At 70.1% G+C, this 11347-nt stretch carries 12 protein-coding genes; 7 read left to right on the forward strand and 5 right to left on the reverse strand.

Annotation, left to right across the window (positions count from 1 at the left end; genetic code table 11):
* Nucleotides 1–2: 2 nt before the first annotated feature.
* Nucleotides 3–509 (forward strand): MarR family winged helix-turn-helix transcriptional regulator, encoded by a 507-nt coding sequence (locus LSF15_RS05705; RefSeq protein ID WP_232497565.1) that lies wholly within the window; start codon nucleotides 3–5, stop codon nucleotides 507–509.
* Between the two features lie 114 nt (nucleotides 510–623).
* Here LSF15_RS05705 and pdxY read toward each other — a convergent pair whose 3' ends face one another.
* Entirely contained in the window at nucleotides 624–1475 is an 852-nt protein-coding gene (gene pdxY / locus LSF15_RS05710) for a pyridoxal kinase PdxY (protein WP_232497566.1), read from the reverse strand.
* A gap of 72 nt (nucleotides 1476–1547) precedes the next feature.
* On the opposite strand from pdxY, the gene LSF15_RS05715 reads away from it, so the two are divergent.
* On the forward strand, nucleotides 1548–2072 hold the full coding sequence (locus LSF15_RS05715; RefSeq protein WP_232497567.1) for a hypothetical protein: 525 nt from the start codon (nucleotides 1548–1550) through the stop codon (nucleotides 2070–2072).
* A 15-nt stretch (nucleotides 2073–2087) separates the two neighbouring features.
* Here LSF15_RS05715 and LSF15_RS05720 read toward each other — a convergent pair whose 3' ends face one another.
* The gene (locus LSF15_RS05720; protein ID WP_232497568.1) at nucleotides 2088–3671 is read right to left on the reverse strand and encodes an MFS transporter; all 1584 of its coding nucleotides are present in this window, start codon (nucleotides 3669–3671) and stop codon (nucleotides 2088–2090) included.
* A 108-nt stretch (nucleotides 3672–3779) separates the two neighbouring features.
* On the opposite strand from LSF15_RS05720, the gene LSF15_RS05725 reads away from it, so the two are divergent.
* From LSF15_RS05725 to LSF15_RS05735, 3 genes are all read left to right on the forward strand, one after another.
* Nucleotides 3780–5006 (forward strand): glycosyltransferase, encoded by a 1227-nt coding sequence (locus LSF15_RS05725; protein ID WP_232497569.1) that lies wholly within the window; start codon nucleotides 3780–3782, stop codon nucleotides 5004–5006.
* A 220-nt stretch (nucleotides 5007–5226) separates the two neighbouring features.
* Nucleotides 5227–6120 carry a serine protein kinase RIO gene (locus tag LSF15_RS05730; protein ID WP_232497570.1) on the forward strand — a complete coding sequence of 298 codons (894 nt, stop codon included), beginning with the start codon at nucleotides 5227–5229 and terminating at the stop codon, nucleotides 6118–6120.
* A gap of 114 nt (nucleotides 6121–6234) precedes the next feature.
* Nucleotides 6235–7647 (forward strand): MFS transporter, encoded by a 1413-nt coding sequence (locus LSF15_RS05735; protein ID WP_232497571.1) that lies wholly within the window; start codon nucleotides 6235–6237, stop codon nucleotides 7645–7647.
* Nucleotides 7648–7664: 17 nt separating this feature from the next.
* Here LSF15_RS05735 and LSF15_RS05740 read toward each other — a convergent pair whose 3' ends face one another.
* On the reverse strand, nucleotides 7665–8267 hold the full coding sequence (locus LSF15_RS05740) for a MarR family winged helix-turn-helix transcriptional regulator (protein WP_232497572.1): 603 nt from the start codon (nucleotides 8265–8267) through the stop codon (nucleotides 7665–7667).
* A gap of 97 nt (nucleotides 8268–8364) precedes the next feature.
* On the opposite strand from LSF15_RS05740, the gene LSF15_RS05745 reads away from it, so the two are divergent.
* Nucleotides 8365–9096, forward strand: a complete 732-nt coding sequence (locus LSF15_RS05745) for a MarR family winged helix-turn-helix transcriptional regulator (protein WP_232497573.1) — start codon at nucleotides 8365–8367, stop codon at nucleotides 9094–9096.
* A gap of 67 nt (nucleotides 9097–9163) precedes the next feature.
* On the opposite strand, the gene ubiG is transcribed toward LSF15_RS05745, so the two are convergent.
* Together ubiG and LSF15_RS05755 are read right to left on the reverse strand one after the other, a co-directional pair.
* Entirely contained in the window at nucleotides 9164–9934 is a 771-nt protein-coding gene (ubiG, locus tag LSF15_RS05750; RefSeq protein ID WP_232497574.1) for a bifunctional 2-polyprenyl-6-hydroxyphenol methylase/3-demethylubiquinol 3-O-methyltransferase UbiG, read from the reverse strand.
* 19 nt (nucleotides 9935–9953) lie between these two features.
* Complete coding sequence (locus LSF15_RS05755; RefSeq protein ID WP_232497575.1) at nucleotides 9954–10559, reverse strand: tRNA-specific adenosine deaminase; 606 nt, start codon at nucleotides 10557–10559, stop codon at nucleotides 9954–9956.
* Nucleotides 10560–10668: 109 nt separating this feature from the next.
* Here LSF15_RS05755 and LSF15_RS05760 point away from each other — a divergent pair, with 109 nt between their 5' ends.
* The gene (locus LSF15_RS05760; protein ID WP_232497576.1) at nucleotides 10669–11223 is read left to right on the forward strand and encodes a hypothetical protein; all 555 of its coding nucleotides are present in this window, start codon (nucleotides 10669–10671) and stop codon (nucleotides 11221–11223) included.
* The last annotated feature ends 124 nt before the right edge of the window (nucleotides 11224–11347 follow it).

Raw genomic sequence — 11347 nt, forward strand, 5'->3', positions numbered from 1 at the left:
GTATGGCCAGACGCACCCCGAGCGCGCAGGAACTCCATCGGCGCGCCGTCGCGACCTACGTCAAGGCGGGCGGCGAGGAGTCGGTGCAGCGCGTGATCACCGCCGTGCAGGGCCTCACGAAGAAGCTCGACCAGTGGTACGCGCACCAGCTCGTCGACCTCGAGGTGACCGCCGGCGAGTGGGCTGTCGTCACCTCGCTCGCGAAGGCCGGAGAGGCGCTCACGCCCAGCCAGCTCGCGGAGCTCACGAACGTCGCCCCGTCGTCGATGACGCACCGCCTCGACAAGCTCGCCGAACGCGGACTCGTCGAACGCTCCCCCGACGCCGAGAACCGCACCCGCATCCACGTGAGCCTCACCGACGCCGGCTGGCAGTTGTTCAGCGTGGCCATCCGGGGCTCCGACGTCGTCGAGTCCGACGTGCTGCAAGACCTGAGCGACGCCGAGCGCGGCGAACTCGCGCGGCTGCTCGAGGTGGTCATCGCCCGGCTCGACGACATCGACGCCTGAGCTCGGCTTGCTGCTTCGCCGCCACCTCGACCCCGGCACTGCGCCACTTCGGCGGTGTCTGCGCCAGTTCGGGTGGTGCGGAGGGCGGCGACGTGGCGCACAGGAAGGGGCGGATCAGCGCACGCGCTCGACCTCGAACTGCATCCGCGGATGCGCGAATGCTTCCTGCGAGGCGACGAGCGCGAGCTCGCGGTCACCCGATTCGAGCGTCTGCTGCAAGAGGTCGAACACGCTGCTCGCGGTGCGAGCGAGCGCTTCCGCGCTCGAACCCGTGCGGTGACGGTGCGCGGTGAACAGCGCCGCGGTCACGTCTCCCGAGCCGTTGGCCTTGATCGGCAGCCGGGGCGTCTGCACGATCCAGGCGCCCTCCTCGTCGACGGCGAGCATCTCGATCGTGTCGACCGGGGCGTCGGGTCGCTCGACGCTCGTGACGAGTACCGTCGACGGACCCATCGCCCGCGCGAGGTCGGCTGACGCGAGCGTCTCGTCGAGCGAGTGCGGATCGGTTCCGGTGAGGAACCCGAGCTCGAACTGGTTCGGCGTGATCAGGTCGGCGGCCGGAACCACGCGCTCGCGCAGCAACGGCGGGATCGCCGGATTCACGAAGCATCCGGATTTCGCATTGCCCATCACCGGGTCGCACGTGTACGTGGCCGCAGGATTCGCGGCCTTCACCCGCGCGACCGCATCGAGGATGACGTCGCCGATCTCCTCGCCGCCCTGGTAGCCCGAGAGCACGGCGTCGACCTCGCCGAGCACACCCCGCTCCTCGATGCCCGTGATCACGTCGCGCACGTCATCGGCCGACAGCAGGGGCCCACGCCACGCGCCGTAGCCCGTGTGGTTCGAGAAGTGCACCGTGAACACCGGCCAGACCTCGACGCCGAGCCGCTGCAGGGGGAACACGGCGGCCGAGTTGCCCACGTGGCCGTAGGCGACCGACGATTGGATGCTGAGGACCTTCATCCCGGAATCCTCGCACGCGCCACGCCCTCGCAGCGCCGAGGTCGTGACCCGGACGATCGGTACGCTGCCCCGATGGCCAATCTCGCGCGCACGCTTCCTGCCCTCGTCGTTCTCGGACTCGCCCTCACGGGCTGCACCGCCCAGTCGGAGCCGGTGCCGAGCCCGTCGCCCGCCGCGACGACGCCGGCCGCGACGACGCCGGCTGCAGTGGATGCGATCGAGTGCGACAACGTGCTGGCGCCCGACGGCTACGCCAAGCTCGCCGCCGACGGGCTCGAACCGATCGAGCCGCGCCTCTTCGATTCCCTCGCGGTCCAGCTCGAGGAGGCCGGCGGCACGGCGTGTTCCTGGGGCAAGCCGCAGACCGACATCATCCTCACGGTTGTGCAACTCAACGTGCCCGACGCGGACTGGGCAAGCTGGGAGACTGCGCTCGCCGACGCGGGCTACGCCGTCGACAGCGACTCCGCGAACGGCACGTACACCGGGCCGGACCCCGGCACGGGTCTCAACACCGTCGCCGTGGTCGCCGGAGACCGGATCACCTTCCTGACCACCCCAGCATTCGCAGACCTGCTCGTGCCGCACTCGATCTGAGCGTCGGCGTGAACGTCAGCCGAGCATCGTCCCCTCGGCTGCCGCAGACGGCTTCGGATCGGGGAGACGCCGCATACGCAGCGCGTTGAGTATGCCGAACACCCCCGCGAGGATCGGCACGAGCAGGGCCACCTGCAGCGCGATGAACCGCGAGTCGGTGTTGATGCGGATGACCTCGTCCTGCACTTCGGGCGTCTCGTCGGCGAGCAGTTCCTCGAGGCCGGTGTTGGTCATGATCTCGGCGTCCTCCTCGAGCACGGCCGACACCTGCTGCTGCTGCTCGGGCGAGAGCACGGTGCTCGCGTCGGACTGCGCGGTGAAGGTGAAGGCGAGCGTCGCGAGCATGATCGCCCCGGCGAACGCAAGTCCGAACGAGAGGCCGAACGAGCCCGCCGCCGAGTTCACACCGGCCGCCTCGCTGACCCGCTCGTCGGAGATCGGCGAGAGCGTGTAGTTGTTCAGCTGCGAGACGAGCAGGCCGAGGCCGCAGCCCGCGATGATGAGCGGCACGACCAGGTACCAGCCCGAGTCGATCCTCGGCACGAGCGGCACGAGGATGACCAGGCCTGCCACGATGAGCACGAACCCCCAGAGGATGATGCTCGCCGGCCGGCGCTTCAGGCCGCGACCGGCCAGCAGCGCGACGACGAACATGCTCAGCGAGAGCGGCGCGATCGAGAGGCCGGCCTGCAGCGCGTTGTACTCGAGCACCATCTGCAGGTAGATCGGCAGCACGATCATCGTGCCGCCGAGCGCGATCTGCTGCAGCATCTGACCGGATGCCCCGGCGCGGAACATCTTCGACTCGAAGAGCGTGGGGTCGAGCAGGGTGGGCTTGCCGCGGCGCTTGCGGCTGCGCAGCCAGAACACGAGCAGGCCGAGGGCGAGCACGCCGAGGCCGATGATCAGGCCGACGTAGCCGCCGCCCTCCTGCCACACGAGGATGCCGGTCACGACGCCGCCCATGCCGACGACCGACAGCAGCGCGCCCACGAGGTCGATCGACCGGTCACCGTGGTACGGCACGTCCTTCACGAGTCCGATGCCGGCCAGCACGACGGCGATGATCAGGGCCTCGAGCGCGAAGCCGACCCGCCACGAGAGGAACGTCGTGATGAATCCGCCGAGGAGCGGCCCGACCGCGGCGGCGATGGCGGCGGATGCCCCGACGAGGGCGTAGACCCGCGTCTGGTGCGCGCCCTCGAAATTGCCGTGGATGAGCGACTGCATCGCCGGCAGCAGCAGCGAGGCGCCGATGCCGCCGATGACCGCCCAGAACAGGATGATCGCGCCGAGGTCCTGCGCGAAGACCATCGCGATCGCGCCGATCGCATAACCCAGCAGGCCGAGGACGTAGGCGAGCTTGCGCCCGATGAGGTCGCCGGTCTTGCCCCCGATGAGGATGAACGCGGCCGAGACGAGCGCCTCGAGCGCGATCGCGCCCTGCACGCCGCTCACCGTGGTGTCGAGATCTCGCACGACGGCCGAGATCGAGACGTTCATGAGCGACGTGTCGACGACCAGCACGAACATGGCCATCGCGAGCAGGATCGCGAGCCGTCCGTTGAACGGCGCCGAAGCACCCTTGTCAGCGCTCATGGCTCAGCCAACCACAGCGAGCATTCATCCCGCCAGAGCCGACTTCGAGGGGCGTGGCGGGCGCCGCGACGTCGATACAGTCGTCGATGACGCCCGAAAGGAGCTGACGTGGCGGTGATCGTGTTCGCCCCGGTGACGTTCAACCTCGCCGAGACGACCCGCATGATCGAGGTGGCCCGCGCGCTCGGCCCAAGCCACCGGGCGGAGTTCATGGGCTACGAGCACGACTTCGTGCACCTCATCTCCGACGCCGGCTTCCCCTACCGTGCGCTCGAGCCCGCGTGGACGGCGGCGCAGCGCACGCAGGCGCTCGACTTCGACCAGGGCCGGGCCATCCGCAGCCCGTTCACCCGGGAACTCGTCGCGGCGCGCGTCGATGCGGAGCGCCGCCTCATCCGCGAGCTCGGGGCGTCGGCCGTGGTGATCGGCTCGAACATCACGTCACTGCTGTCGGCGCGCGCCGAGCGGGTACCGCTGTTCTACCCCGTGCCATTCGCGCTCACCGGCCCGCAGGTGGCGCAGACCCGACGCATGCATCTCGTGCACGGGTCAGGGATCCTGGCCCGGGCGGCCGACCGCGTCGCGACGACGGCATTCCGGTGGCTCTACACTCGCGCGCCCGTCGCGCCTCGGGCGTTCACCTCGGTGGCCCGGGCGAACGGCGTGCCGCCGCTGCGCACCGTCGCCTCGATGCTCGAGGCCGACGTCAACCTGCTCACCGTCATGCCGTGGGAACTCGACGGCTACGACCTGCCCGACGACTACCGCCGGGTCGGCCCGATGTTCGCCCACATCGACGCGCCGATGCCGTCGGTCGTCGGCGAGCTCGCCGCCGCACCCGAACCGCTCGTGTACCTCGGGCTCGGCTCCTCGGCCGACCGTCGGCTCGCGCTCGCCGCGGCCGAGGTGCTCGGCGACCTCCCCGTGAACGTCGTCGCGCCGATCCGCCACTACCTCCAGCCCGCCGACGAGGTGCCACCGAACGTGCACGTCACCGACCTGCTGCCCGCCCACCGCCTCGGCGGGCTCGTCGACGCCGCCGTGCTGCACGGCGGGCAGGGCACCGTGCAGACCGCCTGCGCCACCGGGGTGCCGTTCGTCGGCCTCGGCCTGCAACCGGAGCAGGTGTGGAACATCGAGGTCTGCGTGGGTCAGGGCAACGCCCTCCGGGTTCCGCCGAAGCGCGTGGGAAAGCCCGACTTCCGTGCGGCGGTCGAGCGCGTGTCGTCGGATCCGGCGATGCGCGAGGCGGCGGCCCGCGTGCGGCGGGAGTTCGCGCGCGAAGACGGCGCGGCGGCGAGCGCGCGCCTCATCGAGGCCGCGGTCGCGAGCTAGTACGCATCGACCCATGGACACTGCGCGCGCGAGCGCGTATGCTCACGGGCGGACCGCACCACGCGGCATCCGCTCGCACCGAGTGCTGAGACGAAGGGAGAGAACGATGAACGTCGTCATTGTCGCGCGCATTGCAGACACCCTTCCCTGTGAGGCCGCCCGCCCGTAGCGCATCGGCGCCGGCGTTCGGTGGCCTCCGTGATCTCTCGGAGAAACCACCGTGCATTTCCTCTCGTCACTCGACTCGCTCGATGCGATCGACGACAACTCCGTCGCGCCGTTCGGCGCAGACACCGCATCCCTCGTCTTCCAGGCCGCAGAGCCCGGCGACGACCAACGCTGGTCGACGTGGCCGGCGACGCTTCCCTCGGAGCGCGGCCCGCAGCCGCGGCCCGACTGGCTCGTGACCTCGGCCGCGGCCATCGACACCGAGCTCGGCGTCGTGAAGACCGGAAAGGAGGCCGACCTGCACCTCGTCGAGCGGGCGATTCCGGATGCCCCGACCGACGTGCTGGGCAACCACGTGCTGCTCGCCGCGAAGCGGTACCGGTCGGGCGACCATTCCGACTTCCACCGGTCGACGATCTACACCGAGGGCCGCGGCACCCGCCGCAGCCGCGACCAGCGCGCCGTCGACAACCGGTCGACGTTCGGCCGCGCCGTCGCGCGCGTGCAGTGGGCGAGCGCCGAGTTCGAGGCACTCGCGCGATTGACCGAGCTCGGGGCATCCGTTCCGTATCCCGTGCAGGTGCACGAGACCGAGGTGCTCATGGAGTTCATCGGCGACGGTCGCGTCGCCGCGCCGCGCCTCGCGCAGGTACGCGCAGCGCGCGACGAGCTTCGCGAACTGTTCGCGCAGATCGTGGAGTTCATGCACACGCTCGCGAACGCCGGACTCGCCCACGGCGACCTGTCGCCGTACAACCTGCTCGTGCACCGCGGGCGTGTCGTGGCGATCGACCTGCCGCAAGTCGTCGACGTCGTGGCGAACCCGCAGGGGTTCGACCTGCTGCACCGCGACTGCGTGAACGTGTGCGACTGGTTCACCCGGCAGCGGCTCGAGTGCGATGCCGAGCAGCTGTTCGGCGAGTTGGTGGGGGCGGTCGTCGTGTGAGCGGATTCGGCGCTACAGTGCACCCAAGATCCTAAGATCAGCGACGATCGAGCGGATGTCCCGCCCGGTCGCGCTCGTCACCTGCCGTTCATCCGACCGAACGAGGCTTTCGTCATGACCCTGCCGCCCGAGCAGCCCACGCCGCGCAACTTCCCGCCCTCGCACCTCACCCCGCCCGACGGTGCGGCAGCCACGATCGGCGTGCCCACCGAGCAGGTCGACGCGGTGACCGAGGCGGGAGCCCGCAAGGGCCGCATCCTCGCGTGGGGCCTGTGGGACTGGGGTTCGGCGGCCTTCAATGCCGTGGTCACGACGTTCGTGTTCACGGTGTACCTCACGAGCGAGTCGTTCGGCCCGAGCGGCACGGTCGAGGCGCAGCTCGGATGGGCGCTGGCGATCGCGGGCCTGCTCATCGCCGCGCTCGCGCCCATCACGGGGCAGCGTTCCGACACGAGCGGGCGGCGAAAGCTCTGGCTCGCGGTCAACACCTACATCGTCGTCGCGTTGACGCTCGCGATGATCTTCGTGCTGCCGGCACCCGAGTACCTGCTGCTCGGGTTGTTCCTCGTTGCGGCGGGCAACGTGTTCTTCGAGTTCGCGAGCGTCAACTACAACGCGATGCTCGTGCAGGTGTCGACGCCGCGCTCGATCGGTCGCGTCTCGGGGTTCGGCTGGGGCATGGGCTACGTCGGCGGCATCGTGCTGCTGCTCATCGTGTACTTCGGCTTCATCCAGCCCGAGGTCGGCCTCTTCGGAGTCACCGGCGACAACGGCCTCGACGTGCGCGTCACGATGGTCGTCTCGGCGATCTGGTTCGGGCTGTTCGCACTGCCCGTGCTGCTCACGGTGCCCGAATACCGCAACCCCGCCGCGGTCGATCGGGGCAAGGTGAGCTTCTTCGGGTCGTACGCGCGGCTCGGTCGCGACATCAGGCGTCTCTGGGACGAGCAGCGCAACACGGTGTGGTTCCTGCTCGCGAGTGCGGTCTTCCGTGACGGTCTCGCCGGGGTCTTCACGTTCGGAGGCGTGCTCGCGGCATCCGTCTTCGGATTCTCGGCAGGCGAGGTGATCATCTTCGCGATCGCCGCCAACGTCGTCGCGGGGATCTCGACCATCGCGGTCGGCGCGCTCGATGACCGGCTCGGAGCGAAGCCGGTCATCATGACCGCACTCATCGGCCTTGTGGTGAGCGGTCTCATCGTGTTCTTCCTGCACGACGGCGGGCAGATCGTGTTCTGGACCGCAGGACTCGCGCTGTGCCTCTTCGTGGGTCCGGCGCAGTCCGCGAGCCGCACGTTCCTGGCTCGGCTGATCCCCGCCGGCCGCGAGGGCGAGGTGTTCGGCCTGTACGCGACGACGGGTCGCGCCGTGAGCTTCCTCGCGCCGACCGCGTTCGCGCTGTTCGTCACGATCGGCGGCGAGCCGTACTTCGGGATCCTCGGCATCGTGCTCGTGATCGCCCTCGGTCTCGCGCTGCTCATCCCCGTGAAGGCGACGCGGAAGGCTGCCCCGGTCACCGCGGGCTAGCGGGCGCCGGGCCCGACTCAGCCCCGGCGCCAGGCCTCCGCGAAGCGGGTGAGCAGTCGCGCGAACTCGGCCCGCTCGTCGGGCGAGAAGTCGGCGAGGGCCTGCTCGATCGCGGTGCGCCGGTGGTCGATCACGGCCGAGAGGGCCGCGCGGCCCGCTTCGGTGATGACGAGGATGCTGCGCCGGGCGTCGGCTGGGTCGACCTCGCGCCGAACGTGGCCCGCCTCGACAGCCGCTTGGACGAGGCGACTCGCCCGCGGCTGGTCGACGCCGATCGTCGTGGCGAGGTCGCTCACCGAGCTCGGCCCATGGTTCGAGAGCATGATGAGCAGTCGCATGGCGGCATGGCCCCCGCGTCCGGCGTGGCCGCCAGGGCCGCCGCGGCGACCGCCGTGGCTGTGGTCACCGTGGCCGTGGCTGTGGTCACCGTGGCTGTGGTCACCCCAGCCACCGGGCCCCCGCGCGAACGGCCCCTGCCCCGCGCCGAACGGGCCCGACCCGAACGGACCGCCGGGGCCTCGTCCGCGGAACGCCCCGAGGGCGGCCTCGACCGCAGCGATCGGGTCGACCGAGTCGGAACCTGAGGATTCACCGAGACCGTCTTGACGAGGCGGGGTCATACATGTCATTGTACATATACATGTCATATGACATGCAATACAAGACACGCGCAACGCGCGCCGGGCGCCCGACAGGCGCACCGAGAAAGGCAACACCATGAACACCGATCAGATCAATCCCGACCCGGATCAGCCCGACGAGACCGTCCGGCCCGAGGCATCCGCAGTCACCGACAAGCCCTTCGGCTTCTGGCTGAAGATCGTCGACCGCCGCCTCTCCGACGAGATGCAGACCCTCTTCGCCGCCGACGGCATCACCCGCCGCGACTGGCGCATGCTGAACCTGCTCGCGGGCGAGGCACACGACGAGCGACTCGCCGACCGGCTTCGCGCCAGGCCCCACGCCCTGCACCGCCTCGCCGAGCGCGGCTGGATCACGGGCGCCCCGCCCGTGCTCACCGACGCCGGCCGTGAGGCTCGCGACCGCCTCGAAGGCCAGGTGGGCGCGCTCCGCGAGCGCGTCGCCGGCGCCGTCTCGGCAGAGGACTTCGCGACGACACTCCGAAGCCTCGAGGCGATCGCCCGCGAGCTCGGCTGGAACGAGTCCCACCCGATGACCCGCGGCCGCCGCGGCGGCCGTCGCCACGGCTTCGGCGGCTGGCACGGAGCCGGCATGGGCCGCGGCTTCGGGCATCACCCGGGCTTCCGCGCGCATCCGGGCCACCAGGACGTCCACGTCCACGTCCACCTCCACGACGACGAACGGCGTCACGACGACGGACGGCGTCACGACGACGGACGGCGTCACGACGGCGACCGGCGTCACGACGGCGAACGGCGTCACGGCGGCGACCGTCGCCATCACGGCCGGCCGCACGCCGAGCACTGACGAGGGCTCGAACCCGCAGCCGGGTGCGCTCCACCGAGTCGCTCCCGGCTCCGCCGTCCGGCTCCGCTCACGGGCGCCGGACGGCGAACCCCATGTAGGACAGGCCCAGCGACGTCACGCGACCGAAGTCGAGCCTGCGGCTCAGCTCGCCGTAGCTGATCCGACCGCGCCGGGTCTCTCCCAGCGCGGTGAGGATCGTGAGCCAGCTCGCGCGCGGTGCGAGCCCGACCACCTCGCCGACGTCCATTCCGTACCGGTCGAGCGTCGCGGCGAGTTCCTCGGGCGCGATGAACATCGACCACTCGTGGATCGCCGTGTCCATGATGCGCGTGAGTCGCCACTCCTGCATCGCCTTGATGGCCAGCACCTTGCTTTTCCACGTGCGGTTGATGGTGTCGAAGAGGTAGAGGCCGCCGGGCCGCAGCACCCGCGCCGTCTCAGCGATGACCCGGTCGAGGTCGCGTACGTGCTCCAGCACGTCGCAGCAGAACACCAGGTCGAACGTGGCATCCGCGAAGGGCAGCTCCTCTCCGGCACCGACCAGGTATTCGATGTCGAGACCGTGCTGCCCCGCGTGGGCCCGGGCCGTCTCGATGGCGACGCGCGACGGATCGATCCCCGTCACCGTGAATCCCGCCCCGGCGAGTTCTTCGGCGATGAAGCCGGCACCGCACCCCACGTCGAGCGCCCGGCCGCCCACCACGCCCCGATGATCGAGGATCTCGCGGAAGAACCCCATGCGTCCGGGCGTGCAGCTGCCGTGCAGCATGTTCAGCGGGTTGCCCTCGTCCCACCAGCCCGCGCCGAGCCGGTCGTAGACCTCGTTGTCGATCGGCATGTCCCGATGGCGGCGCGGCTTACGCCTCGTTCGCGCCCCTCGCGTTGTAGACGACCGCGTCGGATGCACCGAACGCCCGGAACACCTCGATGGCGTCATCGTGTCCCAGACCGATCGAGACCCGGATTCCGCGGCGTTCGAACTCGCCGACCCAGTCGGCCGGCATCGGTCCCTCGTCGAAGCCGGTGAGCCGCTCGACCTCGGCACCCTCGCCCGCGATCGTGAGTGCGCGCACCCCCGACCACATGGTTGCGCCGTAGCACATCACGCACGGTCGCCAGTTGACGACCAGCTCGAGCTCGTCGCCGTCTGCTCCGAGATCCCATCGACCGAGCGCCCGCTGTGCCAGGCTGAGCGCCATCATCTCTGCGTGCGTCGCGCTGAGTCCGCTCGCGAGCACCACGTTCACGCCGACCGAGACGAGCGCACCGGATGCCGCATCCACGACGATCGCCGCGAACGGGCCCCCGTTGCCCGCACGCCAGTTGCGGTCGGCGAGCCGGTTGACCAGCCGGATGCGTTCCTCGGGGGTCGAGATCGGAGACGCGGCGAGCAGTTCCGGAAGCTCATCGATGAGCCACGGTGGCAGGGTCGCGTCGAAAGCGGAGGCGAGCTCGACATCCATGCGACCCATTCTGCCCCGGCACGGTCGCCCGCGTCCGATAATGTGACCGGGCGGACCCCGAAATGCATGCACCTGCACATAACGACCGAGAGGCACACTGGCACCCCCTGTGACGACCACGATCAAGGCGAGACAGCGGAGGAAGCAGCGCCACCGCGCCGTCGCGTACGTGGCGATCGCGGCAGGATGGGCCGCCGCGATCTGGATCAGCACACTCCTGGCCGCTCCGCCCTGGCTGCACACCATCGCGCTGTTCGTGCACCTCGCCTCGCTCATCGTCGGGTTCGGCGCCGTGCTCATGGTCGACTGGTACGCCCTGCTCTGGGTGACCGAGTGGCGCACGGTGCGCGACCTCCGACAGGTCGACGTCACGCTCAAGCTGCCCATCTGGGTGGGCATCATCGGCCTGCTCGCGAGCGGTGCACTGCTGCAACCCGACCTCGGCTCGCCGCTCACGATCATCAAGCTCGGCGCCGTCCTGGTGCTCTCGCTCAACGGCGTGGCGATCACCCGCTGGACGATGCACCTCGCGAGGTTCCCGCGCAAGACCCGCTTCAGCGCGGTGCCGCGACCGGCCCGCATCCGGTTCATCTCGAGCGCCGTCATCTCGCAGATCGCGTGGTGGGCGGCCGTCGTCATCGGCATGCTGAACTCGACGACCTGAGCCCCGATCCGGTCGCTGCACGTCGCCGGCACGACGCTGTCGTGGTGTCTATTCCGTACCCATCATTGGGATCGTCGGTGACATCGGGATATGCTCGCCTCGGCCCTGCACCGCCACCCGAGGA

The organism is Agromyces humatus, assembly GCF_021228295.1.
GTDB classification, from domain to species: Bacteria; Actinomycetota; Actinomycetes; order Actinomycetales; family Microbacteriaceae; genus Agromyces; species Agromyces humatus.